This is a genomic window from Lentzea jiangxiensis (assembly GCF_900104175.1).
Lineage (GTDB): Bacteria > Actinomycetota > Actinomycetes > Mycobacteriales > Pseudonocardiaceae > Lentzea > Lentzea jiangxiensis.
Window position 1 is genome coordinate 1 of sequence record NZ_FNIX01000033.1, and the last position, 26,573, is coordinate 26,573.

Annotated in this window: 24 protein-coding genes; 8 read left to right on the plus strand and 16 right to left on the minus strand. The window is 70.5% G+C overall.

Going from position 1 to position 26,573, the window contains the following annotated elements:
• Window positions 1–8: 8 nt before the first annotated feature.
• Entirely contained in the window at window positions 9–2,732 is a 2,724-nt protein-coding gene (locus tag BLQ91_RS38010) for a substrate-binding domain-containing protein (protein WP_090105197.1), read from the plus strand.
• On the opposite strand, the gene BLQ91_RS38015 is transcribed toward BLQ91_RS38010, so the two are convergent.
• On the minus strand, window positions 2,720–3,109 hold the full coding sequence (locus BLQ91_RS38015; protein WP_176960183.1) for a response regulator: 390 nt from the start codon (window positions 3,107–3,109) through the stop codon (window positions 2,720–2,722). The genes BLQ91_RS38010 and BLQ91_RS38015 overlap by 13 nt on opposite strands.
• Before the next feature lie 194 nt (window positions 3,110–3,303).
• Between BLQ91_RS38015 and BLQ91_RS38020 the strand changes: the two genes are divergently transcribed.
• The 3 genes from BLQ91_RS38020 to BLQ91_RS38030 all read left to right on the plus strand — a co-directional run bounded on the left by BLQ91_RS38020 (window position 3,304) and on the right by BLQ91_RS38030 (window position 6,014).
• Window positions 3,304–3,930, plus strand: coding sequence for a DUF4360 domain-containing protein (locus BLQ91_RS38020; RefSeq protein ID WP_090105201.1), 627 nt, complete (start codon window positions 3,304–3,306; stop codon window positions 3,928–3,930).
• A 68-nt stretch (window positions 3,931–3,998) separates the two neighbouring features.
• Window positions 3,999–4,628 (plus strand): DUF4360 domain-containing protein, encoded by a 630-nt coding sequence (locus BLQ91_RS38025; protein ID WP_090105203.1) that lies wholly within the window; start codon window positions 3,999–4,001, stop codon window positions 4,626–4,628.
• 234 nt (window positions 4,629–4,862) lie between these two features.
• On the plus strand, window positions 4,863–6,014 hold the full coding sequence (locus BLQ91_RS38030; RefSeq protein ID WP_245734260.1) for a sensor histidine kinase: 1,152 nt from the start codon (window positions 4,863–4,865) through the stop codon (window positions 6,012–6,014).
• On the opposite strand, the gene BLQ91_RS38035 is transcribed toward BLQ91_RS38030, so the two are convergent.
• Complete coding sequence (locus BLQ91_RS38035) at window positions 6,004–7,107, minus strand: glycoside hydrolase family 113 protein (RefSeq protein ID WP_090105208.1); 1,104 nt, start codon at window positions 7,105–7,107, stop codon at window positions 6,004–6,006. The two genes, BLQ91_RS38030 and BLQ91_RS38035, sit on opposite strands and share 11 nt — an antisense overlap.
• Window positions 7,108–7,145: 38 nt before the next feature.
• On the opposite strand from BLQ91_RS38035, the gene BLQ91_RS38040 reads away from it, so the two are divergent.
• The gene (locus BLQ91_RS38040; RefSeq protein ID WP_090105210.1) at window positions 7,146–7,766 is read left to right on the plus strand and encodes a TetR/AcrR family transcriptional regulator; all 621 of its coding nucleotides are present in this window, start codon (window positions 7,146–7,148) and stop codon (window positions 7,764–7,766) included.
• Here the strand turns inward: BLQ91_RS38040 and BLQ91_RS38045 are convergent.
• Window positions 7,753–9,360, minus strand: coding sequence for a serine/threonine-protein kinase (locus BLQ91_RS38045; protein ID WP_090105212.1), 1,608 nt, complete (start codon window positions 9,358–9,360; stop codon window positions 7,753–7,755). The genes BLQ91_RS38040 and BLQ91_RS38045 overlap by 14 nt on opposite strands.
• Window positions 9,357–10,037 carry a hypothetical protein gene (locus BLQ91_RS38050; RefSeq protein WP_245734262.1) on the minus strand — a complete coding sequence of 227 codons (681 nt, stop codon included), beginning with the start codon at window positions 10,035–10,037 and terminating at the stop codon, window positions 9,357–9,359. Before BLQ91_RS38050 ends, BLQ91_RS38045 begins: the two co-directional genes overlap by 4 nt.
• 289 nt (window positions 10,038–10,326) lie before the next feature.
• Between BLQ91_RS38050 and BLQ91_RS43215 the strand changes: the two genes are divergently transcribed.
• Window positions 10,327–11,046: a hypothetical protein gene (locus BLQ91_RS43215; protein WP_245734264.1), complete on the plus strand. Its 720-nt coding sequence runs from the start codon at window positions 10,327–10,329 to the stop codon at window positions 11,044–11,046.
• A gap of 139 nt (window positions 11,047–11,185) precedes the next feature.
• Here the strand turns inward: BLQ91_RS43215 and BLQ91_RS38060 are convergent, their stop codons facing one another.
• The 6 genes from BLQ91_RS38060 to BLQ91_RS40845 form a co-directional block, all read right to left on the minus strand.
• Window positions 11,186–11,530: an RNA polymerase-binding protein RbpA gene (locus BLQ91_RS38060; RefSeq protein ID WP_053738343.1), complete on the minus strand. Its 345-nt coding sequence runs from the start codon at window positions 11,528–11,530 to the stop codon at window positions 11,186–11,188.
• A gap of 66 nt (window positions 11,531–11,596) precedes the next feature.
• Window positions 11,597–11,836, minus strand: coding sequence for a preprotein translocase subunit SecG (gene secG, locus BLQ91_RS38065; RefSeq protein ID WP_030478109.1), 240 nt, complete (start codon window positions 11,834–11,836; stop codon window positions 11,597–11,599).
• A gap of 178 nt (window positions 11,837–12,014) precedes the next feature.
• A complete protein-coding gene (tpiA, locus tag BLQ91_RS38070) occupies window positions 12,015–12,803 on the minus strand; it encodes a triose-phosphate isomerase (RefSeq protein WP_090105216.1) in 789 nt (262 codons plus the stop codon).
• Entirely contained in the window at window positions 12,803–13,996 is a 1,194-nt protein-coding gene (locus BLQ91_RS38075; RefSeq protein ID WP_176960184.1) for a phosphoglycerate kinase, read from the minus strand. Before BLQ91_RS38075 ends, tpiA begins: the two co-directional genes overlap by 1 nt.
• A 17-nt stretch (window positions 13,997–14,013) precedes the next feature.
• Window positions 14,014–15,018, minus strand: a complete 1,005-nt coding sequence (gene gap, locus BLQ91_RS38080; protein ID WP_090105218.1) for a type I glyceraldehyde-3-phosphate dehydrogenase — start codon at window positions 15,016–15,018, stop codon at window positions 14,014–14,016.
• A gap of 116 nt (window positions 15,019–15,134) precedes the next feature.
• Entirely contained in the window at window positions 15,135–15,344 is a 210-nt protein-coding gene (locus tag BLQ91_RS40845; protein WP_143023041.1) for a hypothetical protein, read from the minus strand.
• A 90-nt stretch (window positions 15,345–15,434) separates the two neighbouring features.
• Here BLQ91_RS40845 and BLQ91_RS38085 point away from each other — a divergent pair, with 90 nt between their 5' ends.
• Window positions 15,435–17,777: an ATP-binding protein gene (locus tag BLQ91_RS38085; RefSeq protein WP_090105220.1), complete on the plus strand. Its 2,343-nt coding sequence runs from the start codon at window positions 15,435–15,437 to the stop codon at window positions 17,775–17,777.
• Window positions 17,778–17,911: 134 nt separating this feature from the next.
• Window positions 17,912–19,987 carry an acyltransferase family protein gene (locus BLQ91_RS38090; RefSeq protein ID WP_143023042.1) on the plus strand — a complete coding sequence of 692 codons (2,076 nt, stop codon included), beginning with the start codon at window positions 17,912–17,914 and terminating at the stop codon, window positions 19,985–19,987.
• Between the two features lie 21 nt (window positions 19,988–20,008).
• Here the strand turns inward: BLQ91_RS38090 and whiA are convergent, their stop codons facing one another.
• The 6 genes from whiA to BLQ91_RS38120 form a co-directional block, all read right to left on the minus strand.
• A complete protein-coding gene (whiA, locus tag BLQ91_RS38095) occupies window positions 20,009–20,995 on the minus strand; it encodes a DNA-binding protein WhiA (RefSeq protein ID WP_090105224.1) in 987 nt (328 codons plus the stop codon).
• Window positions 20,986–21,954: a gluconeogenesis factor YvcK family protein gene (locus tag BLQ91_RS38100; protein WP_090105264.1), complete on the minus strand. Its 969-nt coding sequence runs from the start codon at window positions 21,952–21,954 to the stop codon at window positions 20,986–20,988. Before BLQ91_RS38100 ends, whiA begins: the two co-directional genes overlap by 10 nt.
• A gap of 5 nt (window positions 21,955–21,959) precedes the next feature.
• Window positions 21,960–22,817 (minus strand): RNase adapter RapZ, encoded by an 858-nt coding sequence (rapZ, locus tag BLQ91_RS38105; protein WP_176960186.1) that lies wholly within the window; start codon window positions 22,815–22,817, stop codon window positions 21,960–21,962.
• 662 nt (window positions 22,818–23,479) lie between these two features.
• Window positions 23,480–24,142: an HD domain-containing protein gene (locus tag BLQ91_RS38110; protein WP_143023043.1), complete on the minus strand. Its 663-nt coding sequence runs from the start codon at window positions 24,140–24,142 to the stop codon at window positions 23,480–23,482.
• The gene (gene uvrC, locus BLQ91_RS38115; protein ID WP_090105226.1) at window positions 24,142–26,040 is read right to left on the minus strand and encodes an excinuclease ABC subunit UvrC; all 1,899 of its coding nucleotides are present in this window, start codon (window positions 26,038–26,040) and stop codon (window positions 24,142–24,144) included. The genes BLQ91_RS38110 and uvrC overlap by 1 nt, the downstream gene beginning before the upstream one ends.
• A gap of 42 nt (window positions 26,041–26,082) precedes the next feature.
• Entirely contained in the window at window positions 26,083–26,556 is a 474-nt protein-coding gene (locus BLQ91_RS38120) for a Rieske (2Fe-2S) protein (RefSeq protein ID WP_090105268.1), read from the minus strand.
• Window positions 26,557–26,573: the final 17 nt, after the last annotated feature.

Sequence of the window (26,573 nt, forward strand, 5' to 3'; positions counted from 1 at the left end):
TGTGTTTCGTGGGCAGTGCTTTGAACCATCCGGATCCGCACAAGCGTAGGGCCAACACGGTCTACGACCTCATCTCGCCGAACCGCATCGATGCGCTCGTGGTGTGGACTACGCGCGTGGGGCAGCTCGTCGGCTCCGAGGGCATGTACGAGTTCACGAAGCGCTACGCGCCCATGCCGATCGTCAGCGTCGAGACGAGCCTTGCGCACTGGCCGACGATCCTCGTGGACAACCAGGACGGCATGAAGCAGGCCGTCGACCACCTCATCGAGGTGCACGGCAGGCGGCGGATCGCGTTCGTCCGGGGACCTCAAACGCATGCGGGTGCCCGAGAACGGTTCCTCGGCTACATGGAGTCGTTGCAGAACCACGGAATCCCGCTCGACCCGAAGCTCATCACGATGCCCGGCCCGGTGATCTGGGAGCCGGGACGCGCCGCCGAGTCCGTGCGCAAGATGCTCGCGGGTCTCGACGAGCCACCGGACGCCATCGCCGCCGCGAGCGACGACTACGCGCTCGGGATCGTGGCCGCGCTGGAGGAGCTCGGGTTCCGCACGCCGGAGGAGATCGCCGTCGTCGGGTACGACAACCACACCGACGTCCGCGCGAACGACCTCACGACCGTGCGCGCGCCGTTCCGCGAGATGGGCATCCGGGCCGTGGAGCTGGCGGTGGCGCTGGTGAACGGCAAACCCACGCGGCAGCGCCAGATGATGCCGACCGAGCTGGTCGTGCGCCGGTCGTGCGGCTGCCTGCCGTCCGGTCTGGGTGGCCACGCGCCCGCGCACGACAGGCTCGTCGTCAACGAGTCCGCGACCGCGTCCACCGTGGCCGACCACCTGCGGGACTCGATCGGGCGCCCGTCCGCGAGGCTGCCGCGGGACTGGGCCGAACAGCTCGTCGTCGAACTGATGGCCGCCGGGCGCGGCGAGGTCGAGGGCGCGGAGTTCCTGAAGCTGCTCGCCGAGTACATCCGGTCGAGCGCGCGCGCCGGGTGCGAGCCGGCGCGGTGGTGGCCGCCGTTGTTCGACCTGCACCGGTTCGTGACGGCGCGCATCAGCGACGCCACGATCATCAACGACCTGTGGCTGCGCGTGCAGCTCCTTCTGGGCGATGCGTTCGCCACGGACGCACGCTTCAAGTACCTGGAGCACGAGCGCCACGACCAGAGAGTGCGCGAAGCAGGGCAACGGCTTATCGCCTCACGGGACGTGGAAGAGCTGACGACCGCGCTCGCCGAAGAGCTCCCCCGCCTCAACATCCCTGGCTGTCACGTCATGGCGTATGACACGCCAGGTACGGCGCGCGCGCTCGTGCGGTTCGAGAACAACGAACTGAAGAGCCCGCAGGAGACACCGTTTCCGGCGATCAACCTGACGCCGTACCCGTTCCGGCGCGACGAGCCGTTCAGCGCGCTGGTGGCGCCGCTCTACACCGACGAGGACCACCTCGGGTACGTGCTCTTCGAGGAGGGCCCGGAGCCCGGCTGGATCTACGAGGCCGTGCAGCAGCAGCTCAGCAGCGCGTTACGCGGCATCGGGTTGATGCAGGAGCTGAAGGACGCGCGCGCACGCCTCGAAGAACGCGTCGGCGAGACGGAAGCGCAGTTGCGGCACGCGCAGAAGATGGAGGCCATCGGACGGTTGACCGGTGGCATCGCACACGACTTCAACAACATCCTCACGGTCGTGAACGGCAACAGCGAGATGCTGCTGCGCCGCACCCTCCAGGACGATCCGCGGCGCACGGCGATCGAGGACATCCGGCACGCGGGCGAACGGGCCGCGAACCTCACGCGCCAGCTGCTCGCCTTCACCCGCCAGCAGGTGCTGCACCCGGAGTCGCTCGACCTCAAGCGCAACCTCACCAAGGTGCACTCGATGCTGCGCACGCTCGTGGGCGACCGCATCGAGCTGGAGATGCGCCTGCCCGACACCGCGCGGGTGTGGGCGGACGCGGGTCAGGTCGAGCAGATCCTGTTCAACCTCGCGGTCAACTCCCGCGACGCCATGCCCGACGGCGGCACGCTGACGATCTCGATCGAGGACACGACGCTCGGCGGCGGCGAGACCGGCCGGATCGTGGGCGTGCGGCCGGGCGCGTACGTGGTGCTGCGCGTGCGGGACACCGGCTCCGGCATGGCACCGGACGTGCGGGCGCAGGTGTTCGAGCCGTACTTCACCACCAAGCCGGTCGGCAAGGGCACCGGGCTCGGCCTGTCCACGGTGTTCGGCATCGTGCAGCAGTCAGGCGGGCAGATCGAGCTGATCAGCGCACCCGGCGCCGGCACGACCGTCGAGGTCTACCTGCCCGTGCCGGTCGAACGCGACGGCACCCCTGAGGCTCCGTGCGTGCGGCGCATCTCCACGCACCGAGGCGTCGGCACGGTGTTGCTCGTGGAGGACGACGCGCAGGTGCGGATCATGACCAGGCGCTCGCTGGAGATCGCGGGGTACGCGGTGGTCGAGGCGGGCGACGGCCAGGAGGCGCTGCAGCTCGCCACCGCGCACCGCAGCACGATCGACCTGGTGCTCACCGACGTCGTCATGCCGAAGATGGGCGGTCCCGAGCTCGTGCGGCTGCTGCGCTCGACCGGCGTCGCGCCCGCGGTGATCTACATGTCCGGCTACACGACCGACGAGGTCCTCGACGACGAGGTGCTGATCACGAAGCCGTACGTGGAGTCGGAGCTGCTCGAACGCGTCCGCGAGGTGCTGGCTCAGGACGCCTGAGCGCTCCGCGCGAGCACGTGGCGGACGGTCTCGTCCAGCGCCTCGATCCGGAACGGCTTCTGCAGGTAGCCCGCGACCTCGTGGCCCGCGAAGCGGCGTTCGAGCGACGTGCGGTCGTAGCCGCTCGTCAGCACCACCGGCACGGTGAGGCCCTCGCGCTCCAGCTCGGCGAGCACCTCCTCGCCGGACAGGCCCGGCATGCTGTGGTCGAGCAGCATCGCGCCGACCTCGGGCCGCCGGTCGCGCAGGATCGCGATGGCCTCCGTGCCGTCGGTGGCCTGCAGGACTGCGAAGCCCAGCTCCTCGAGCAGGCTCACGGTGTACCTCCGCACGGGGTCCTCGTCTTCCACGACGAGCACCAGACCGGCCAGCGACATGCGGGCAAGTATGCCTGAAAGCATTCGTTCCCTCAGCACCAGGTCGGCTCCTATTTCCGACAACCGTTCACGGGCTGCTCCGTCGGGATGACTTGAGCCGTTTGGGTCACACCATTGGTCGAGGACCTGCGCTAATCTTCGCGGCACCGCTGCCGCTCCACGCCGGGAAAGAGGCACCAGGAAAGGCCAACTTCATGCGCAAAGCGACGGCGGCAGCCGCCCTGGCCGTGCTGTTCACATTGTCGCCCACACCCGCGAACGCCGATCCGAGGCCCGCGGACCGGGTGACGATCGACGTGGTGACGGTGAACGGTTCCGGGTGCAGGCAGGGCAGCGCCGAAGTGGTCGTCTCGCCGGACAACACCTCGTTCTGGGTGATCTACAGCGACTACCTGGCCCAGGCGGGCAAGGGCGCGGGTGCGACCGACTTCCGCAAGAACTGCCAGCTCAACCTGCAGGTCAACGTCCCGCAGGGTTTCACCTACGGCATCGCGGAAGCCACCTACGCGGGATACGGGAACCTCCAGCGCGGGGCGACCGGGTACCAGTACGTGAATTACTACTTCCAGGGTCAATCGGCCACCAACACGTGGAAGCACACGTTCACGGGGCCGTTCGACGACAACTGGTCGATCACTCATCGAACCGAGTTCGCGGACATCGTCCACGCGCCCTGCGGCGAGAAGAAGAATCTGAACGTCAACAGTTCGCTGCGCGTCGACAAAGGTACCTCGGACCCCAATGCGAACAGTTTCATGACGATGGACTACACGCGCGGAGAAGTGCGCACGCTGTACCACTTCTCCTGGAAGCGTTGCTGATTTTCACAAAGGCCGCCACCGCCCGCCACCGCCGCCACCCCTGTGAGACGCGTCGGAAAGGTGCCCCCATGCTCACCGCGGTTGCCGTTGCTCTGCTGGCCTCGACCATCGTCATCCCGCCCGGCGCGCCGAACCGGACGCCGCCGCCCGACCACATCACGATCGACATCGTCACGGTCAACGGCTCGGGCTGCCCGGCGGGCACCGCGGCCGTCGCGGTGTCCGAGGACAACAAGGCGTTCACCGTCACCTACAGCGACTACCTGGCCCAGGTCGGGGTCGGTGCGCGGCCGACCGACTTCCGCAAGAACTGCCAGCTCAACCTGCGGGTGAACGTGCCGCAGGGTTTCACCTACGGCATCGCCCAGGCCGACTACAGAGGCTTCGCGCACCTGGAAAGAGGCGCGTACGCCGTCCAGAAGGCCAACTACTACTTCCAGGGCATGTCGCAGAACGACTCGGCGCAGCACCGGTACAACGGCCCGCACAGCGACGCCTGGCAGGCCACCGACACGACCGAGGTCGCCGCGATCGTCTACTCGCCGTGCGGCGAGAAGAGAAACTTCAACATCAACACCGAGCTGCGGGTCTACCCGGGCACGTCCAACACGGCCACTACGACGAGCTTCGTGTCGATGGACTCGACCGACGGCGCGATCGACACGACGTACCAGTTCAGCTGGAAGCTCTGTCCGTAGTGGTGCTGTGACTACCGCACGCGCTCGCACGAGCGTGTGCGGTAGCACATATGTGAGCCGACAGCCGTACAGATTCGCGTGTGCGGGCGTCTTACCCCCATGACGGGGCAGGTCGGGGTGAAGGGGCAGCCAATGCCATCCGCCGCATATGCGCAGTACGGTGAGGGTCGGAAGGCTCACAGGGGAGGTCGGATCCTGACCACGACGCTGCTCCCGGCCGACCGGTCGAAGAGGGTGGCCGGCTCGCGCTGGCCGATCAGTGGTGACTACCGGCAGGTGCTCGCGGACCTGGCGTTGATCTTCTTCGCCGTTCTCGACGTCTGGCTGTACGGGCTGTGGCTCGAAGCGGACCCGATCACGGACCTGCCGCCGATCGAGGACTACCAGCTGTGGCTCAACTGGCTCGCGGTCGGCGCGCTGGTGCTGCGCCGCCGGTTCCCGTTCCTCACGCTCGTGCTGACGATCCCCGGCTTCTTCGTCGGCTGGTCGCAGCTCGCCGCGATGATCGCCCTCTACACGGTCGCCCGCCGCTACGTCGGTGGCTGGCAGACGGGCCTCGCGGCCGCGCTGGTGTGGCTGTGCCGGTTCGTCGCCTGGCCGTTCGAGGAGCTGATCGAACGGCCCGCGTCCGGCCACTTCCACTCGGCGATCTACGGCTTCCTGGTGGCCGGTCTGCCCATCGCGATCGGCCTGCTGGTGCACGCGCGGCAGGAGCTGTCCGACCGCATCCGCGAACTGGCCGAGTCACGCGAGAGAGAGCGTGTGCTGCACGCGCACGCCATCCGTGCGGACGAACGTGCGAAGCTCGCCCGCGAGATGCATGACGTCGTGTCGCACCAGGTCAGCCTCATCGCCATGCAGGCCGGTGCGCTGCGCATGGCCGTCGCCGACGCTGAGCACAAGCAGGTCGCCGGCACCATCCGCATGTTGTCGACGCGCACCCTCGATGAACTGCGTCAGCTCGTGTCGGTCCTGCGCACCACCGACGACAACCAGCCGGGCGTCGACGAGCTGCCCGGACTGGCCGCCGACGCGGGTTTCGAGGTCACCATCCAGCTCAAGGGCCCGGTCGAGGACCTCGCCGCACCGGTGTCCGGCGCCGTCTACCGGACGGTGCAGGAGGCCTTGACCAACATCCGCAAGCACGCCGTCGGGGCGAGCGCGACCGTGCTCATCGACGCCCAGTACGACGACAACGTGCAGGTCGAGGTGCGCAACACCGCCCCGTCCAGCCCGTCGTCGTCGCTGCCCAGCGGTGGTCACGGCCTGGTCGGCCTGCGCGAGCGCGCCACGCTGCTCGGGGGCGAGTTCTCGGCGGGGCCGACCGAGGACGGCGGCTTTCTGGTGACGGCGTCGTTCCCGAGGGAACGCGTCGTCACCGATTGAAGCGCTTGAACGCGTGGAACGACTGCTTCGGCTCCAGGCGGTACGGAGAGTTGTCGTCGTCGAACCGCTCGCGGATCGTGCGCAGCAAGCTGTACGAGGCCATGTCGTAGTCGCGATCACGGCACGTCGGGTGGTGCGGCGAGTCCGGTGAGATGACCGAGTACAGGTGCGAGCCCTCGACATCGGGCTGTGCGCCGAACACGCGCAGCATGCGGGCGACGTGGTCGGCCTGCTCGCGTTCGTCCCGCTCGAAGCCGGGCTTGACCACGGGCGGGTCGGCCTCGTGGTCGACGACGTCCCAGCCCATCCCCCCGGCCTCCGCGGCGCCGGTGAACGTGCAGCAGCCGTACTCGAGGACCATGAGCGGCTTGCCCCAGCGGCGGTATCCCTCCAGGTCGGCGGTGTACTCCGCGTCGGTCTGGAAGTGCTCGTAGTAGTCGAGCCCGACCAGGTCGAACAACGACCAGTCGTTCCACCTGGCGTCGGCGCCCGCGGCCGCGCCGTAGGTGATGCGGCCGCGGAACTCCCGGCGCGACACCTCGACCGCCTTCGCCATGAACGCGCGGAAGCGCCGGATGACGTTCGGCCACTCGGAGTCCGGGATCGTCGGGATGATCGCGATCCGTTCCAGGAACGAGTCGCCGGGGATGATCCCCGGGGTGAAGAGGAAGTGCTCGCAGCCCGTCACGAACGTGACGTTGTCGCCGTGCCGCTTCCGTTCGGCCGTGCGCGCGGCCTCTGCCATGTGCTCCAGGACCTCCTCTTGCGGGTGGTCATAGAGACGCGGCTGCACGAAGACCCGCATACCGTGGCGCAACGCCACGTCCGTGGTCTCCGCGAGGCGGCCGAGGTCGGTGCCGAACGCCGTGATCGACGGGCAGTTCAGGTCGCCCGCGATCAAGCCGATCTCCCGTTCCAGCTGGCGGCGGCTCCACCGCACACGGCTCAACGGTTCCCCCACGGCGTGCAGAACGCCCGTGTCGTAGCAGACGCCGCCGCGCTTCTTCGGTGCCGCCGACGCCGTACCCTGCCCGAGGCTCGCGAGCGCGGCGGCCCCCGCGACGGCCTTCAGGAACACCTTCCGACTGAACATCGTTCCCCCTGACTAGTTGCTCAACTAGGCTACTGGTCATGCAACCAGAAAATCGGTCGGGCGACCAGAAGCGCAGCTTCATCGAGGACGCCCGGCGCTCGCAGATCGTCGCCGCGACCATCGCGACGATCGCCGAGATCGGGTACGCCAAGGCGTCGTTCGTGCGGATCGCGCAGCGTGCGGGCATCAGCCCGGGGCTCATCACGTACCACTTCGCCAAGCGCGAGGAGTTGATGAAACAGGTCGTGCTGACCGTGCACGACTCGATGGACCAGGCGCTGACCGCGCGCACCGAGAACGCCGACGGGTACGTCTCGGCCCTGCGGGCGCTCGTCGAGGGATTCGTGCACTACTGCGCCGAGCACCCCGCCGAACTGGTCGCGATCGGGCAGATCGCCGACGCCGCGCGGGACGCCGAAGCCGCGCGGACGTGGTCGGAGGAGCAGAACGCGCGCACGCTGACCGAGCTGGAGGACATGTTCCGCGAGGGGCAGCGGGCCGGTGAGCTGCGGGAGTTCTCGCCACGGGTGATGGCGGTGACGGTGCTCGCCGCGATGGAGGCGGCACCGGCCGAACTCTGGGCCCGGCCGGACACCGACGTCTCCGAATACGCGAGGGAGCTCGCGGACCTGGTCGAGCGGGCGGTCAGGGCCGCTTAGAGGCGAGTGACGCGCTCAACGCCGCCGCAGCGCCGAGCACACCGCACGTCAGCGCGATGGACATCGCCGGCTCGTGTTTGAGCAACACGGACACAAGCAGCCACACAGCAAGACCCAGCCCGAGCCCGAGCGGCACCGACGCGATCACCGCCGCCATGCCGGTCTGCCGGCGTCGCAACGCGCGCAGGTTCGACTCCAGGTACGCGAACGCGAAGAGCAGCAACAGCAGCGAGCCGGTGCCCATGAGGCTGAGCCACGGCGTCCGGCTCGACTCCAGCAGGAACGGCGGCTGCTCGTCGACCTGGGCCGTCACGACACCGCCGATGATCCACCGCGCCGCGCCGGGCAGCACGAAGCCCTCCGGTCCGCGCTGGGGCACGTCGGCGAGCGGGATGCCCGCGGCCGTCACGACGAGATGCGTGCCCTCGACCTTCACCGGGTCCGCGAGGTCCTGCGTGATCTTCGTGTCCGGCGGCGTGCCGGTCGCGACGAACGGCACCACGACGAGAGCGACCAACGCGAGCGCGGCCACCAGCCAGAGCGCCCACGGCGCCGACGGCGGCTTGATCACCTGCGCGGCCGGCACCAGCGTGCTGCCGCTCAGCCGCGCGGCGGGGACCGGGTCGACGAGCGTCGCCCGGATCCGCTGCCCCGCCAGCGTGACGGTGTCGCGTTCGGGCACGGGCCGCAGCGACGGGCGGGTGGACGACGCGGACACCTGCGGCGCGAGGTGCACCGGAATGTTCAGCCGCAGCAGCCAGTCCGGGCCGAACAGGTGGGCCGCCGCGCCCGCCAGGTCGATCGCGAACGTCTCGGCGTTGCGGTAGCGGGCCTCCGGCTCCCGCGCGATGCTGCGCATCACCACGCCCGCAAGGGGTTCCGGCACCTTCGGCAACGGCCGCGGGTCCTGGAACACCCGCTTCTGGATCATTGCGATCGGGCCGCCGCCGCGTTCGAACGGCAGGTCGCCGCACAGCAGTTCGTAGAGCATCGTGCCGGTCGCGTAGACGTCCGCCGCCGGCGACAAGGGGTTGCCCATCGCCTGCTCCGGCGCGATGTAGGCGGGCGTGCCGAGCACCGCACCGCCGTGCGTCACGAGAGTCGCGCCCTCCGACACCACCTGGGAGATGCCGAAGTCCGCCACCTTCACCACGCCGTTCGAGGTGAAGAGCAGGTTCTTGGGCTTCACGTCGAGGTGCAGCACCCCGGCCTCGTGCGCAGCGTGCAGACCGCTCAGCGCCGCCAGCACGATCCCGCACGACTGCTGCGCCGTGAGGCCGTCGCTCGCGAACCGCGACCAGACCGTGCCGCCGTCGAGGCGTTCCATCACCAGCAGGTGCTCGCCCTGCTGCCGGACGTAGTCGTAGACGGGCACGATGTGCGGGTGGTCGAGCCGCGCCAGCAGCCGCGCCTCGTGCTCGAAGCGCTCGCTCATCCGCGGGTCCTCGGCCACCGCGTGCGGAAGCCGTTTGATCGCCACGGGACGCCCGAGCTGCCGGTGCACGCCACCGTAGACGACGCCCATGCCGCCCTCGCCGATCTGCTCACCGACGGCGTACTGCGGCAGGGCGGCGACCACGCTGGACTGGTTCACAGCCGGAACCTCACGGTCTCCGCGTCCATTGAGGACGGTTGCCTCCCACCCGGATGCGGTGTCACGTAGCCGAGGACGAACGCTGCCGCCGCGGCGCCGAGGATGAACGGGATCTCCGCCGTCGGCGACGGCGCCACGAGCCGCAGCACCGACAACGAGATCACCGCGATCAGCCCGGTCCCGATCCCGGCGGGCAGGAACCGCATCGCGCGCTGCCACCGGTTCGCGGGCAGTCGCCTGCGCGCCAACGCCATCAACGCCCCCGCCCACGACAACCCCGTCAGCACGAGCACACCCAGGCCGAACGCCCCGTAGACCGACCAGAGCGAGCCCCTGATGTCGCCGGTCGTCTCGACCGACGCGATGGTGTCCCGCTGGGTGTCGACGACCTCGACCGCGACCGGGAGCAGACCGATCGCCTGCGAGCCGAGGTCGGTGGGCTCGAGCGGGAACGACCGGGTCTCCGAGGACTTCGCCGGCACGTCGAACGGAACCGTTGTGTCGTAAGCGAAGAAGGTCAACGCCAGCGCGGTGCCGCTGATCCGCACGGCCTTCACGCGCTGCACGGTGCTCGTGTTGTTGCGGACCGTGATGGAGACCTTGGCGGTCTTCGACGGGTCCAGCGCCAGCGTTCCTACTCCGACCGGCCTACCGTCCACATCGGCCTCGAGGATCACGGACGAGTCCTGTGCGGAGGCCGTGGACGGGAGCAGCATAATTCCGCCCAACAGCAGTAAACCTGCACCGGCCATGCGACGTCTCACTAGCGCACCTTAGGTTCTGATCCGGGGAGAAGGAATGCGGTCTTTAGGCTTACTCGTGGCCATCACGGCCGGTGTTACGGTGCTGAGCGCCACACCGGCCGGGGCCCAGCAGGCGCCCTCGGTGAGCGTGAACCCCGGCAGCGGACCTGCGGGCTCGACCGCGACTTTCACCTGGTCGGGCTTTTACAGGTGCAAGGGCACCATGCGCATCAACTGGGCGGGAAGCGTACTGGCCACCGCGCCCTGGGCGGCTAACGGTTCGGTCACCGCCACCATCCCGGCCGGCTCCAAGCCGACCACCCACAGCTACACCGCGACCGACGAGTGCGGCCGGTCCGCGTTCGGCAGGTTCACCGTGACGCCTCCACCGCCCGTCACCACCGCACGGCCGCCGATCACCACCACGCAGCCGCCCGTCACCAACCCCCCGGTGACCAACCCGCCGGTGACGACCCGTCCGCCGGTCATCACGACCACGACTCCCCCGGTGACCACCACGACCACGTCGTCCACCCCGCCGTCGTCCTCGGAGAACCCTCCCTCGTCCACCGACGCCCTGACGACCCCCGGTGAGGGCGTCCTGGTGCTCGACAAGGAGAACATCCAGCCCGGCGACGACCTGACCGCGACGGGCACGGGCTGCCCGAAGGGCGCGAACGTCACGCTGAGGTCGCTGGGCCAGGACGTCGGCCAGACCGTCGCCGACGGGGACGGGAACTTCCGCTCCCCGGTGAGGTTCTCGACCATCGAGCCCGGCCGTCACAAGGTGCGCGCGGAGTGCGGCATCGTGCTCGTGGGCAACGTCGACGTGACGCTGTCGAGCTCGTCGGGCGGCACGACCAGCACGCTCGTGGTGCTGCTGTTCTTCCTGCTCGTGGGCGCGGCGATGCTGCGCCGCCAGTTCAGCGGGCTGCGCCGCTAGCCGGACGGAAAGCGCGTCCGCCTCCCCGGAACGCGCACCGGGCCCACCGCTCCTCACCCACCCCCGGATGCACGTGAAGGGCCCCTCTCCGCAGTAGAGGGGCCCTTCACGTTGAACCGAGTTGCTCCGCGAGCCGGACTTACGGCTCTTCGCGCTGACGGCGGAGCTTGGCGAGAGCCTCTTCGAGGATCGCCTCGCCGTCCGCGTCGGAGCGCCGCTCCTTCACGTACGCAAGGTGCGTCTTGTACGGCTCGTTGCGCGGAGGCGCGGGTGGCGTCTGCTCGTCACGACCTGCCGGCAGGCCGCAGCGCGGGCAGTCCCAGTTCTCCGGGATCTCCGCGTCGACCGCGAAGGAAGGCCGAGACTCGTGACCGTTCGCGCACCAGTACGACACCCGACGACGGGGCGCGGACTCGCCGCGCTCCGATTCACCCATCGGGCCTGCGCCGACGCGGGTACCGCGAATCGCGTTACCACCAGACATCGACCGTTACACCCCCACCAAGTGGTTACCCCAAGCCCCTGAGGGCTTCTGCCGCTGAACGGAAGATCAGGCTCCGGGGAGCTTGATCAGCAGCCCGATGCCCACGATGGCGATGACCCAGATCGCGCCGACGAACAGCGTCAGGCGGTCGAGGTTCTTCTCGACAACGGAGGAACCGGACAGACTCGACTGCATACCGCCGCCGAACAGCGAGGAAAGGCCACCGCCCCGGCCGCGGTGCAGCAGCACGAGCAGCACCAGCAGCACGCTGGAGACGATCAACAGGATCTGCAGGAACAGGATCATTTCTTCCTCGCTGTCAGGCAGCCGACGCCATAGAGTACCTGTTCGACTGCCGAACGTGTGCAACCAGTGGGATTAAGGGTTCAGACGCGCTGACCGCCCACCTTAACCGCCTCCTGCGGTGGTCAGCGGGACACCGGAGGAGGCGGACCAGGGCGAGCGGTCGGCACCTTTGATCAACCTAGGGCAGGGGCCCGCCGGCAGCCAGAGCGCACAGCTTGGTGAACTCGTCGGCCTGCAGGCTGGCGCCGCCGACGAGAGCGCCGTCGATGTCCTTCTGCCCGATGAGCTCACCGATGTTGGACGACTTCACCGAACCGCCGTAGAGCACGCGGACGACGGCAGCGGTCTCCTCGCCGTACTTCTCCGCCACGAACGAGCGGACCAGCGAGCACACCTCCTGCGCGTCGGCCGAGGAGGCGGTCTTGCCGGTGCCGATGGCCCAGACCGGCTCGTACGCGAACACGATCTTGGCGACCTGTTCGGCGGTGAAACCCTTGAGGCCGTCCTGCAGCTGCTGGCGCACGAGTTCCAGGTGACCCTTGGCCTCGCGGACGTCCAGCTTCTCGCCAAAGCAGAAGATCGGGGTGACGCCGACCTTCAGCGCCGCCTTGACCTTGGCGTTGACGATCGCGTCCGTCTCGCCGTGGTACTCGCGGCGCTCGGAGTGCCCGACGACCACGTAGTGGCAGCCGAGCTTCGCGAGCATCGGGCCGGACACCTCACCGGTGTAGGCGCCGGAGTCGTGCCGCGAGATGTCCTGCGCGCCGTACTTGATCAGCAGCTTGTCGCCGTCGACCAGCGTCTGGATGCTGCGGATGTCGACGAACGGGGGAAGAACGGCCACCTCGACCTTGGCGAAGTACTTCTCCGGCAGGGAGAAGGCGATCTTCTGCACGAGGCCGATCGCCTCGAGGTGGTTGAGGTTCATCTTCCAGTTGCCCGCGATGAGCGGGAGCCGGGCTGCCATCAGGACTCCAAAACGCTGATGCCGGGGAGTTCCTTGCCCTCCAGGAACTCGAGGGACGCGCCACCACCGGTGGAGATGTGCGAGAAACCGTCCTCGAGCAGACCCAGCGCGCGCACGGCCGCGGCGGAGTCGCCACCGCCGACGACGGTGAACGCCTCGGACGCGACCAGGGCCTCCGCGACGGCACGGGTGCCGCCGGCGTAGGTCTCGATCTCGAAGACGCCCATCGGGCCGTTCCAGAACACGGTCTTGGCGTCGGCCAGCTTCGAGGCGAACAGCTCGCGCGACTTCGGGCCGATGTCGAGGCCCATCCTGTCGGCGGGGATCGCGTCGGTGCCGACGACGTCGTGCTCGGGGCTGCCGAACTCGGCCGTGACCAGCACGTCGACCGGCAGCACGAGCTCGACGCCGCGCTTCTCGGCCTCCGCGAGGAAGCCCTTGACCTGGTCGAGCTGGTCCTCCTGCAGCAGCGACGTGCCGACCTCGTGGCCCTGGGCCTTGAGGAACGTGTACGCCATGCCGCCGCCGACGAGGAGCTTGTCGACCTTGGTCAGCAGGTTCGCGATGACGCCGAGCTTGTCGGACACCTTCGAGCCGCCGAGCGCGACGACGTACGGGCGCTCCAGGTCGTCGGTGAGCTTGCGCAGCACGCCGAGCTCGGCCTCGACGAGACCGCCCACGTACGCGGGCAGCTTCTTCGCGACGTCGTAGACCGAGGCCTGCTTGCGGTGCACGACGCCGAAGCCGTCGGACACGAACGCGTCCGCGAACGACGCGAGCTCCTCGGCCAGCTCCTCGCGCTCCGCGTCGACCTTCGAGGTCTCCCGGGCGTCGAAGCGGACGTTCTCCAGCATCACGACGCCACCGTCGGTCAGCGCGCCGACCACGGACGTGGCGGACGGGCCGACGAGGTCCGACGCCAGCGCGACCTCGGTGCCGAGCAGCTCACCGAGGCGAGCGGCCGCCGGGGCGAGCGAGAACTTCGGGTCCGGCTCGCCCTTGGGGCGGCCGAGGTGAGCGGTGACGACCACGCGGGCACCCGCGTCGGCGAGGGCCTTGATCGTCGGGACCGACGCGCGGACGCGGCCGTCGTCGGTGATCTTGTCTCCGTCGAGGGGGACGTTCAGGTCGGCGCGCACCAGCACGCGCCGACCCGCGACACCCTCGGCGAGCAGGTCGCTGAGAGTCTTCAACGCACTCGCTCCCGGACTCAGATCTTCGAGGCGACGAGCTTGACCAGGTCCGCGAGGCGGTTGGAGTAGCCCCACTCGTTGTCGTACCAGCCGACGACCTTGACCTGGTTGCCGATCACCTTGGTCAGCGGCGCGTCGTAGATGCACGAGTGCGGGTCGGTGACGATGTCGGCCGACACGATCGGGTCGGTCGAGTACTTGAGGATGCCGGCCAGCGGGCCCTCGGCGGCGGCCTTGTACGCGGCGTTGATCTCGTCGACGGTGACCTCGCGCTTGAGCGTGACGGTCAGGTCGGTGGCCGAGCCGGTGGGGATCGGCACGCGCAGCGCGTAGCCGTCGAGCTTGCCCTTGAGCTCCGGCAGCACCAGGCCGATGGCCTTGGCGGCACCCGTCGAGGTCGGGACGATGTTCAGCGCGGCGGCGCGGGCACGGCGGAGGTCGCTGTGCGGCGCGTCCTGCAGGTTCTGGTCCTGCGTGTACGCGTGGATCGTGGTCATGAGGCCCTGCTCGATGCCGAAGCTGTCGTTGAGGACCTTGGCCAGCGGCGCGAGGCAGTTGGTGGTGCAGGACGCGTTCGAGATGATCGTCTGCGAACCGTCGAACTTCTCCTCGTTGGCGCCGATGACGACCGTCAGGTCCTCGTTCTTGGCCGGCGCGGAGATGATGACCTTCTTGGCGCCGCCCTCGTCCACGTGCGCGCGGGCCTTGGTGGCGTCGGTGAAGAAGCCGGTCGACTCGACCACGACGTCGACGCCGAGGTCCTTCCAGGGCAGAGCGCCCGGGTTGCGCTCGGCGAGGGCCTTGATGACCTTGCCGTCGACGGAGATGCCCTCGTCGGTGACCTGCACGTCGGCGTCCAGACGACCGAGGATGCTGTCGTACTTCAGCAGGTGGGCCATGGTGGCGACGTCACCGAGGTCGTTGAACGCGACGATCTCGATGTCGTGGCCGCCGGCCCTCACGGCGCGGAAGAAGTTGCGCCCGATCCGACCGAAACCGTTGACACCTACACGAACCGTCACGACTGACTCCTTGCGTTCAGCTTGGGCAGGAACAGGCCCACCCTATCTGCCGAACTGCGTCCCTGGTCACAGGGATAGTGCGGATCTCTTGATCGAGCCAGAGAAACCGGTCCTGATTAGGCCGTTCGGCGGCGGAGCGAGCGCAGCATCCAGAGGTAGGCGCTCAGCTCCTCCGCGGCCTCGGCGGCGGAGCGGCACGCCTCCGGGCCGGTGTCCGTCGGCTCCCCGCCGACGACGGCGGTGATGCGCGCGAGCCACTCGTCGACCACGAGGCGGTCCTGCGGCGGGACGAGAGAGGGGTTCGGAGGTCTGGTCCCTGCTGTCATCACCGGATCGTCCCGACGGCCCGGGCAGGCCTCAATACCCTGAAACAGCGGGCGTTACGGATCGTTACGCGCCGGGTACGGTTGGGTGCCATGACGGCCGACGCCGCCTGCGTGACATGTGGGGACCCGATCGCCGAGGGCCGGCGCTACTGCTCGAACGCCTGTCGTCAGCGCGCCTACCGCGAACGCAACTCCGCTCGCGGCGACTCCCCTTCGTCCTCGGCGGTGCCCACGCCGCTCGACACGTTCGTCGGACGCCGCGCAGAGCTCGCGGCACTCGCCCGGCTCGCCGGGGAACGCCTCGTCTCGCTGGTCGGCCCGGCGGGCGCGGGCAAGACCAGGCTCGCCGCCCAGCACGCCGCCAGGCGCGCCGACCGGGTGTGGTGGACGGCGCTGGCTCCGGCGTCGGACGTCGACCAGGCGATCCACCACGCCGTCGGCGCGCACCCGCTGCCCGGCCGGTCGGCGCGGGAGGCCGTGATCGCCGAGGTCGGGCAGCACCGGCGACCGTTGCTCGTGCTGGACAACTGCGAGCACCTGCTGGCCTCCTCCGCCGACGCCGTGCAGGACCTGCTGGAGGGCTGCCCGCGGCTGCGCGTCCTGGTGACGTCGCGGGAGCCGCTGCGCCTGGCCGGCGAGCAGGTCTTCGCGGTCGGCGAACTGGAGCTGCCACCCGCCGACGCCGACGTGGCCGAGGCGGTGCGCCACGACGCGGTGGTGCTCTTCCGCGACCGCGCCGTCTCGGTGGACCGCTCGTTCGAGGTGGACGCGTCGAACGTCGCCGACGTCGTGGCCGTGTGCCGGTCGCTCGACGGCATGCCGCTGGCGATCGAGCTCGCCGCGCGCCGCGTCCCGGTGCTGTCCCCCGCCGAGATCGCCGCCCGCCTGAACACCAGCCTGGCGGTGCTGGCCGGCGGCCCGCGCTCGGTGGACGACCGGCACCGCACGCTGCGGGCGGCGATCGGCTGGAGCTACGACCTGCTCCCGCCGCGGGAACAGGCCGCGTCGCGGCGCCTCGCCGTGCTGGGCGCGCCGTTCGACCTCGGGGTGGCGAGCGCGGTCTGCGGCGTTCCCGACGCGCTGGACCTGCTGACCGGCCTGGAGCGGAAGTCGCTGCTGGTCGCGAACCGGACCGGTGGGCACACGACGTTCCGCCAGCTCGAATCCGTTCGCCTCTACTGCCACGAACGCGCGGTCGAGAGCGACGACATCTCTCTTGTGGCCGACCGTGTGGTCGAGTGGGTGTGTTCGGTCGTGGAGCCGGAGATCTCGTCGTTCTTCCCGGCGCCGCCGATCGTGCTGCGCCTGGACCGCCACGTCGGCCTGGTCGAGCTGGCCGCGGCCCGCACCGCCGAGACCGGCGACTGGTCGCGGCACGCCCTCACGATCGTCGCGACCGCCTGGACCTCCACGCCCCGCGGACCGCGCGGCGCCCCGGCCGAACTGCTGCACCGGGCGCTCTCGCGGCCGTTGCCACCGGCGTACCGCAGCGTCCTGGCGGTGCTGGCCGCGATGCACCACCGCCTGCGCGGCGGCTGGCACGCGACCCGCCGGTTCGCGACCGAGTCCCTGGCGATCGAACGCGCGGGCGCCGGGCGGCCCGGCACGACGGCCCGGGCCCTGGAGGTGCTCGCCTCCGCCGAGGCCCACATCGGCGACGCGGCGCTGGCCCGGCGGCTGTTCGACGAGGCGGCCGCGCTCCTGCGCGACTCCGGCGACAAGCTCGCCCTCGCCATCGTCCTGAACTCCTACGGCTGGACGTTGGTGCAGCACGGCGAGCCCGAGCCGGCCGCGCCGCTCGTCACCGAGGCGCTGGCGCTCACGCGTCTGTTCGGCCTGCCGCACATGCTGAACCCGGTGCTGCACACCGCGGGGGCCATCGCCCTGGCCAGGGGGAACCGCGCCGAGGCCGTCGAGGTGTTCCGCGAAGGCCTCGTCGTCGGCTCCGAACACCCCGTGGACCAGTACTACGACCTCGAAGGGCTCGCACTGGCCCTGGTCGGCATGGGCTCCGACGACGAACGCGCGCTCTCCCTGCTCACCGCCGCCTCCGCCGTCCGCACCCGCTACGACCTCCGCGCCGAGCCGTACTGGCAGGACCTGCTCGACGAGGCGCGCGCCGTGTGCCGCGACCGGCTCCCCGCCGCCCGGCTGCGCGCCGCGGAGTCGACCGGCGAGCGGATGTCGCTGGCGCAGGCCATCTCCTACGGCCTGACCACCCAGCCGGTCGCCGGGGACGCCGAGGGCGCGATCTCCGCACGCGAGCGGCACGTGGCGACGTTGGTGGCGGAAGGGCTGACGAACCGCCAGATCGGGCAGCGGCTGGGGATCTCGCCGCACACCGTCGCCCGTCACGTGATCCATGCGAGGTCGAAGCTGGGGCTGCGGTCACGGGCCCAGCTGGCCGTGTGGGCTGGTCGCCGAGCCACATGATCAACTGAATCCGCAGGTCAGGTCGACTCGGTCACAATCCGTACATCAACTTGGGCCCTGGTTGCACATTCGGGTTAATCTCCGCGCCTCGAACGCGGACCCGGTCCGCAGACCTCCGCAACCAGGAGTCACCTGTGGCGACCTTGTCCGCCGAGCGCCCGTCCCCGGCGCTCGACCCGGCACCGCGCCCTCGGCACGCGCTGAGAGGCGACATCCAGGGCCTGCGCGCACTGGCCGTCGGCATCGTGCTGCTCTACCACCTGCGGCCGTCGTGGCTGCCGGGCGGTTTCGTGGGCGTCGACGTCTTCTTCGTCATCTCGGGCTTCCTCATCATCGGCACGCTCATCGCGGAGCTGCGCCGCACCGGCACCGTGAGCCTGCGCGACTTCTACGCCCGCCGCATCCGCCGCCTGCTGCCCGCCGCCACCGCGACGCTGCTGGCCGTCGTCGCCGCCGTCGTGCTGCTGCTCCCCCGGTCGCAGTGGCCGAAGATCATGCGCGAGGTCGTCGGCTCCGCCCTGAACGCCCAGAACTGGCTGCTCGCGGTGCTGTCCAACGACTACGGGCACGCCACCGCCGACGCCTCCCCGGTCCAGCACTACTGGTCGCTCGCGGTCGAGGAGCAGTTCTACCTCGTCATCCCGCTGCTGCTGATCGCGACCGCCGCGTTCGCCCGCCGCCTCGACGGCCGCACGGCGCGGTACGCCGTCGTCGCCGTCGCACTCGTCACGGTGGCGTCCTTCGTCTTCTCCGTGGTCTACACCCGCATCGACCACGGCGCCGCGTACTTCGTGACACCGACGCGCATGTGGGAACTCGGCATCGGCGGCCTGGCCGCGATGGTGCTGCACCGCGTCTCGCTGCCCCGCGCGGCCCGTGAGCTGCTCGGCTGGCTCGGGTTCGCCGCGGTGGCGTTCAGCGCCGTGCACTACACGACCGACCTGCAGTTCCCCGGCTGGGTCGCCGCGGTGCCGGTGCTCGGCACGGCGGCGATGCTCGTCGCCACCGGGACGCTGCTCGGGCGTCTGCTCAGCGTGCGCCCGGTCCGCTACACCGGCGACATCTCCTACAGCCTCTACCTGTGGCACTGGCCGGTCATCGTCGTGATGCTCGAACTGAGCGACAACGAGCGGCTGTCCAAGAAGGAGATGCTCGCCGCCGCCGTGCTGAGCTTCGCGCTCGCCGCGCTGTCCAAGCGGTTCGTCGAGGACCCGTTCCGCCGCAACAGGTTCCGCCGCCGCCGCGGCACCTACGCGTTCGGCGCGGTGCTCGTGGTCGTCTCGGTGGTCGCGGCCGCGGCGCCCTGGTACGCCGCCGCCCGGACGCTGGACCGGCTCGCGAACAGCATGGTCCTCGACGCCGACCACCCCGGCGCGATGGCGTTCGACCCGCGCGCCCCGCTGCCCGCCCCGGCTCGTGTGCCGCTGGTGCCGGATCCGGCCGTGGCGAACGAGGACGGCCCCTACGGCGGCAGCGGCGACGCCGACTGCCACGTCTACCTCCTCACGCTGCCGGAGGACGCCTGTTCGTGGGGCGAGCCCACGGCGCAGAAGACGCTCGTGCTGCTCGGCGACTCGCACGCGGCGCAGTACAGCACCCCGCTGATCGACTTCGCGGAGGGCCCGGGGCGCGGCCGGTGGAAGGTGAAGGCCATGACCCGCAACGGCTGCCCGTTCACGACGGTGCCGCCGTCGGAGGCGGGCTGGCCGTTCACCGTGTGCTCGGAGCAGAACCTCGGGGTGCTGGAACGGGTGAAGGCCCTCAAGCCCGACCTCGTGGTGCTGTCCGGCATGAGCCGCGAGGCCTACGAGAGCGATCTGAAGTGGACTTGGAACACCCGCGAGGACATGCTGCGCGGCTACCGCGAGATGCTCGCCGCGTTCTCGGTCGCGGACATCCCCGTCGCGGTGGTCAAGGACCTGCCCCGGCCGGACGGCCAGGTGCCGCGCTGCCTCGAACGCAACCGCCGCGACGTCGCCGCCTGTGGAACCTCGCAGGCCGAGGCGTTCGCGGGTGAGGGCGACCCGCTCGTGGAGGCGGCTGCGGGCTTCCCGCGCACGACGATCGTCGACCTCACGCCGTGGTACTGCCGTGACGGTGTCTGCCCGGCCGTCGTCGGCAACGTCGTGGTGTACCGCAACAACCACGTGACGAACCTGTACTCGCGCACGCTCGCCACGCCGTTGCTCAGCCGGCTCGGGATGATCTGACCCCGAGCCCGCCGAGCTCGCTCACACCTCGGCGTCGAGCATCTCCGCGGTGACGGCCGACTCCGTGTCCGGCAGTCCCAGGTCCTTGGCCCGCTTGTCCGCCATGGCCAGCAGACGCCTTATCCGGCCCGCGACCGCGTCCTTGGTCATCTGCGGCTCGGAGAGCTGACCCAGCTCTTCGAGCGACGCCTGGCGGTGGGCGAGGCGGAGCTGCCCCGCGGCAGCCAGGTGGTCGGGTGCCTCCGGGCCGAGGATCTCCAACGCGCGCGCCACCCGTGCGGCGGCCGCGACGGCCGCGCGGGCCGAGCGGCGCAGGTTCGCGTCGTCGAAGTTCGCGAGCCTGTTCGCGGTGGCGCGGACCTCGCGCCGCATCCGGCGCTCCTCCCACGCCAGCACGCTGTCGTGCGCGCCGAGCTTGGTCAGCATCGCGCCGATGGCGTCGCCGTCCCTTATCACCACGCGCTCGGCTCCGCGGACCTCGCGCGACTTGGAGGCGATGCCCATGCGGCGGGCGGCGCCGACCAGTGCCAGCGCGGCCTCGGGGCCGGGGCAGGTGATCTCGAGCGACGAGCTGCGGCCCGGTTCGGTCAGCGAGCCGTGCGCGAGGAACGCGCCGCGCCACGCCGCCTCGGCGTCGCAGACACCGCCCGACACGACCGGCGCGGGCAGGCCCCGGACCGGGCGGCCGCGCGGGTCGAGCAGGCCGGTCTGGCGGGCGAGACCCTCGCCGTCCTTCACCACGCGGACGACGTAGCGGGTGCCCTTGCGCAGGCCGTTCGACTGGATCGTGAAGACCTCGGCGTGGTGGCCGTAGAGCGCCTGGATCTCCTTGAGCAGCCTGCGGGCCGCGGACCCGAGGTCGAGCTCGGCCTCCACGACGACCCGGCCGGACACGATGTGCAGGCCACCCGCGAACCTGAGCAGGGAGGACACCTCCGCGCGGCGGCAACAGGTCTTGGATACCGCGAGCCTGCTGAGCTCGTCCTTGACCGCCGACGTCATCGCCACTGGCCAGTCCCTCCCACTCCGGTCTCCTCGACCACCTGCCTCAGGCAACCGGCAAGCGCCTCCGGATCATGCCGTTCCGCGGCGTCCGGTGCGGCGATCTTCGCCAGATGCGTACGCGCTCCCAGTGCCGAGGCGGCGCGCGTCAGACGGTCCGGGGTCGGGACCGCGTTGACGTCGGCGATCACCGCGTCCACCTTCAGCTCGGGTGCGTGCTCGCAGACTACGTCCAAATGCCGCTCCGGAGAGAAACCGGCAGTTTCACCCGGTTGGGGGACCAAGTTGAGCACGAGGGCCTTCTTGGCACGCGTGCGCACGAGCGCGTCGTGGAGTTCGGGCACGAGCAGATGCGGCAAGACGCTGGTGAACCACGAGCCCGGTCCGAGTAACACAAGATCAGCGTCAAGTACAGCCTCTACCGCCTCCGGACAGCCCACAGGTCGCCCGTTCGGGGCCGTGAGGCGGATGCGCTGCACGAGCCCCGGAGTGGTCGCGATCGCGACCTGCCCCCGGATGCGCCGCACGTCCTTCAAGTCCTCGTCGAGGCCCATGACGTCGGCCTCGATGTCGAGCGGCTCGTTGGACATGGGCAGCACCCGCCCCTTGACCCCGAGCAGCCTCGACGCGACCTCGAGCACCGCGACCGGGTCGCCGAGCTGCTCGAGCAGCCCGGCGATCACCAGGTTGCCGACGGCGTGGCCGGCGAGCGCCCCCGTGCCGCCGAAGCGGTGCTTGAACAGGGACGTCCACACCTTGCTGGACTCGTCCTCCCCCGCCAGCGCCGCCATGGCCTTGCGCAGGTCGCCCGGAGGCAGCAGGTGGGACAGCTCGCGCCGCAGACGTCCCGACGAGCCCCCGTCGTCCGCGACGGTCACCACGGCCGTCACGTCGTCGGTGATTCGCCTCAACGCGCTCAGCGTCGCGTGCAGCCCGTGCCCGCCGCCCAAAGCAACAGCTTTCAACTTCGTCACTCGCGTCCCAGATCCCTGTGCACGACCTTCACGGCCATGCCGTCCTCGCTCGCCAGCCGCGCGGCCAGCTCTTCGCTCAGGGCCACACTGCGGTGCTTGCCACCCGTGCAGCCGATCGCGAGCGTCAGGTAGCGCTTGCCCTCACGCCGGTAACCGGCACCGATGAGCCTCAGCAGCTCGTGGTACCGGTCAAGGAACTCGTCAGCGCCCTCCTGGGACAGCACGTAGTTGCGCACCTCACCATCGAGACCCGTCTGCTCCCGCAGCTCCGGGATCCAGAACGGGTTCGGCAGGAAGCGCACGTCCATGACGAGGTCGGCGTCCATCGGCAGCCCGTACTTGTAGCCGAAGCTCAGCACGGTGACCCTGGTGCGCGTCGCGGCCTCGGTGCCGAACGTGTCCTCGATCTTGGCGCGCAGCTGGTGGATGCTCAGCGCACTCGTGTCGAGCACCAGGTCCGCTTCCTGCTTGAGCGGCGTGAGCAGGATCCGCTCGGCCTCGATGCCGTCCTGCAGCCGCCCGTCCCCCTGCATCGGGTGACCGCGCCGCACCGCCTCGAACCGCCGGATCAGCACGGCGTCCGTGGCCTCGAGGAACAGCACGCGCGGCTTGTACCCGCGGGCGTCGAGGTCCTTGATGATGGCGGCCAGGTCCTCGGTGAACGCGCGGCTGCGCACGTCCATGACGACGGCGACCCTGGTGATCGCCCCGCGCGCCTGCGCGCCGAGCTCGACCATGGTGGCGATGAGTTCCGGGGGCAGGTTGTCGACGACGAACCAGCCGAGGTCCTCCAGGCACTTGGCCGCGGTGCTGCGGCCCGCACCGGACAGCCCGGTCACCACGGCGACTTCGATGCCGGACTTCTCCGCGTTCACGACTACGACTCCGTTACCTGTTCATGAGCGCTGCTTGCACGCTCTCGTTTGGGCGAGCTGCTGGCTGCTGGGGGCCACGGCGGGCGCTCCCGGTGCCGAGTCTCCACCGGAACGACCCTGCGCGCGGCAGGTTCGACCGTCGACACGGGCGTGCCGTGGCCGTGGTCACGATCCTCGCCCGGATTTCGGTGCGTTCGCAGGGCGGGTGGGGCTTGCGGGGCCGGTGTGGCGGGTGGTGCTGGACGCGGCGGGTGGTGCTGAGGAGGTCAGCGCGATCGTGCCGTGGCGGCGGGTTCGAAGTGCGTGGAGGGGCGGGCCGGCAAGGCGTGGACCGGCACGGCGAGCAGTCCGGCACGGTGGGTGGCCCGGCACGGTGGGTGGTTCCGTGCCGCGAAAGACCTGCGGACGGATGGTCGGCTGGGACCGAAGGCCCGGCGGAACGGGCGGCGCGGCAGGCGGGAGCTCCGCTGTGGCGCGGCGCACAAACCGGTGTGGCACGTGGGCCGGTGCAACGGGAATCGGCGGTGCGGCCAAGCCCTTCGGCGCCGCCGTGGCCGAGTCCTCCAGCGCCGCATCGGCCTTCGGTGCGGCGCTTGTCGGCGCCGCCGAGGTGCGAGTGGCGGTGGACGCCTGCGTCGCGGTCACGCCGAAACCGGGTAGCTCGCCTGGAACGCCAGCCGGGCGTCGGCGCCCGACGCGATGCGGTCCAGCTCGTCGTCCAGCGCCAGGAAGACCTCCCACGGCTCCTGTCCGGCGACGGCGGCGAGGCGCTCGGTGACGAGCTGTTCGAGGTCCGGGACGCGCTTCGCCTTCCACACCTCGTCCGCGAGGCTCACCAGCAGGTCTTCGAGCTCGATGCCGTCTTCCGCCCAGAACGCGTGCGTCCGCGCGAAGCGGGCCAGCCGTTCGTCGACCCCGCGGGCGAGGAGCAGCTCGCGGCCGGCAGGTTCGTGGGCGGAACCCGGACCGGACAGCTCGTTGGGGTGCAACACCTTTCCGATGTCGTGCGTGGCCGCGCCGAACTTCACCGCGTCGCCGTCGACCGCCGCCTCGGGGTGGTGGCGCTCCACCCAGGACACCGGTGCGCACGCCACGTCGTGGACGGCTCGCAGGTGGGCGGCCAGGCGGGGCGGCGCGTCCAGTTCGGACAGGAGCGCCTCGGCGGAGGGTGGGAGCCGGCGCAGACCGGCGACTTCGGTCAGGGCGTGGCGGGTGAGCCGGGCGGCGGCTGGGAGCACGCCCGGCTTCGCCGCCGGGACGCGTCCCACACCGGAGCCTGGCGCGGCCGGGTGGCCGGCCACCATCAGGACTTCCCGCCCGCCGCCAGGCTCGCCACCACGGCCTCGGCGGTGCGGCGGCCCACGCCCGGCACGCCGCTGATCTCGTCCACTGTGGCCTGACGCAGCTTCTTCACCGAGCCGAAGTGCTTGAGCAGGGCGGCTTTGCGGGTCTCGCCGAGGCCCGGGACGTCGTCGAGCTCGGAGGCGATCATGCGCTTCGAACGCTTCTGGCGGTGGTAGGCGATGGCGAAGCGGTGGGCTTCGTCGCGGACGCGCTGCAGCAGGTAGAGGGCGTCGCTGGTGCGCGGGAGGATCACCGGGTCGGGTTCGCCGGGGACCCAGACCTCCTCCAGGCGCTTGGCGAGGCCGACGACGGCCACGTCGGTGATGCCCAGCTCGGCGAGGACGTCGGCCGCGGCGGCGGCCTGGGGGCCGGCACCGTCGACCACCAGGAGGTTGGGCGGGTACGCGAACTTGCGGGGTTTGCCGGTGTCCGGGTCGATGCCCGGGTTGGGGCCGCCCGAGGCGGCCTCGCGCAGCATCGCCTGGAAGCGGCGGCGGACCACCTCGGCGATGGAGGCCACGTCGCCCTCGGTGGCCGCTTCGCGGAGGGCGAAGCGGCGGTACTCGGACTTGCGGGCCAGGCCGTCCTCGAAGACGACCAGCGACGCCACCACGTCGGTGCCCTGGACGTGGCTGATGTCGATGCACTCGATGCGCAACGGCGCCGTGTCGAGGGCCAGCGCGTCCTGGATCCCCTGCAGGGCGGCGGATCGGGCTGTCAGGTCGCCGGCGCGGCGCAGCTTGTGCTGGGCGAACGCTTCGGAGGCGTTGCGCGCCACGGTCTCCATCAGGGCGCGCTTGTCGCCCCGTTGCGGGACGCGCAACGCCACGCGGGAGCCCCGCTGCTCGGAGAGCAGGTCTTCCAGCGCGGGAGCGTCGTCCGGCAGGACCGGGACGAGCACCTCGCGCGGGGTGTTCTCGGTGTTGTCGCCGTAGAACTGCATGATGAACTGGTCGACGATCGCCGCGTCGTCGACCGCCTCGACCTTGTCGAGCACCCAGCCGCGCTGGCCGCGCACCCGGCCGCCGCGCACGTGGAAGACCTGGACCGAGACCTCGAGCTCGTCCTGCGCGAACGCCATCACGTCCGCGTCCGTGCCGTCGCCGAGCACGACGGCCTGCTTCTCCATCGCGCGGCGCAGGGCGCCCAGGTCGTCGCGCAGGCGCGCGGCCCGTTCGAACTCCAGCTCCTGCGACGCCTCCAGCATCTCGCGCTCCAGGCGGCGGACCATGTTGTCCGTCTTGCCCGCCAGGAAGTCGCAGAAGTCGAGCACGATGTCGCGGTGCTCGTCCGCCGAGACCTTGCCGACGCACGGCGCCGAGCACTTGTCGATGTACCCCAGCAGGCACGGGCGGCCGATCTGGTCGTGCCGCTTGAAAACGCCCGCCGAGCACGTGCGCGCCGGGAACACGCGCAGCAGCAGGTCGAGCGTCTCGCGGATCGCCCAGGCGTGCGCGAACGGGCCGAAGTACCGCACGCCCTTCTTGCGCGGGCCGCGGTACACGTGCAGCCGCGGGTAGTCCTCGTGCAGCGTCACGGCCAGCACCGGGTACGACTTGTCGTCGCGGTACCGGACGTTGAACCGCGGGTCGAACTCCTTGATCCAGTTGTACTCGAGCTGCAGCGCCTCGACCTCGGTGGTCACGACGGTCCACTCGACGGAGGCCGCGGTCGTGACCATCTGGCGCGTGCGCGGGTGCAGACCGGAGATGTCGGCGAAGTAGGAGTTCAGCCTGCTGCGCAAGCTCTTCGCCTTGCCGACGTAGACGACCCGGCCACCGGCGTCGCGGAACTTGTAGACGCCGGGAGCCTCGGGGATCGTGCCCACGGCGGGGCGGTACGTCGAGGGATCTGCCACGCCGGCAAGACTATCGACGTGGTCTGACAAAAACAGAAAAGGTCAGGTCAGGACCACCTGGTCGCCGTCGACCCTGACCGGGACCGCGCGCAGGCCGGTCGTCGCGGGCCCCTTCTTCACGGCGCCGTCGGACGCGCCGAACTGGCTGCCGTGCGAGGGGCAGGTGATCGTGCCACCGGACGGCTCCGCGACGAGGGCTCCCTGGTGCGGGCAGGACGCGTCGAACGCCTTCACCTCGGTCGCGGACACGCGCGCGACGACGATCTTGGTGCCGTTGGGACCGTCCACGACCGCTCCGCCGCCCTCGGGCACGTCCGCCAGGGCCACGAGCGCGGTGCCGGCCGAGCCGGCCGAGCCGGCCGAGCCTGAGGTCGGCGTGGAGCCGCCCTGGCCGGGCGAGGACCCGGCGGAGGGGGCCGGGGAGCTGCACGCGGTCACGAGTCCACTGGGCACGGCGAGGGCAACCGCGATTCCGCACAGTGCCGCCCGCCTGCTGACCAGGCTTTCGTTGTTCACGACCGGTCCTCCGTGGT

Bases quoted from the DNA above. Each gene is read 5' to 3' on its own strand.
- BLQ91_RS38015 (WP_176960183.1), bottom strand. From the start codon at position 3,109: ATGTCGCTGGCCGGTCTGGTGCTCGTCGTGGAAGACGAGGACCCCGTG.
- BLQ91_RS38020 (WP_090105201.1), top strand. From the start codon at position 3,304: ATGCGCAAAGCGACGGCGGCAGCCGCCCTGGCCGTGCTGTTCACATTG.
- BLQ91_RS38025 (WP_090105203.1), top strand. From the start codon at position 3,999: ATGCTCACCGCGGTTGCCGTTGCTCTGCTGGCCTCGACCATCGTCATC.
- BLQ91_RS38035 (WP_090105208.1), bottom strand. From the start codon at position 7,107: ATGTTCAGTCGGAAGGTGTTCCTGAAGGCCGTCGCGGGGGCCGCCGCG.
- BLQ91_RS38040 (WP_090105210.1), top strand. From the start codon at position 7,146: ATGCAACCAGAAAATCGGTCGGGCGACCAGAAGCGCAGCTTCATCGAG.
- BLQ91_RS43215 (WP_245734264.1), top strand. From the start codon at position 10,327: ATGCGCATCAACTGGGCGGGAAGCGTACTGGCCACCGCGCCCTGGGCG.
- BLQ91_RS38060 (WP_053738343.1), bottom strand. From the start codon at position 11,530: ATGTCTGGTGGTAACGCGATTCGCGGTACCCGCGTCGGCGCAGGCCCG.
- secG (WP_030478109.1), bottom strand. From the start codon at position 11,836: ATGATCCTGTTCCTGCAGATCCTGTTGATCGTCTCCAGCGTGCTGCTG.
- tpiA (WP_090105216.1), bottom strand. From the start codon at position 12,803: ATGGCAGCCCGGCTCCCGCTCATCGCGGGCAACTGGAAGATGAACCTC.
- BLQ91_RS40845 (WP_143023041.1), bottom strand. From the start codon at position 15,344: ATGACAGCAGGGACCAGACCTCCGAACCCCTCTCTCGTCCCGCCGCAG.
- BLQ91_RS38085 (WP_090105220.1), top strand. From the start codon at position 15,435: ATGACGGCCGACGCCGCCTGCGTGACATGTGGGGACCCGATCGCCGAG.
- BLQ91_RS38110 (WP_143023043.1), bottom strand. From the start codon at position 24,142: ATGGTGGCCGGCCACCCGGCCGCGCCAGGCTCCGGTGTGGGACGCGTC.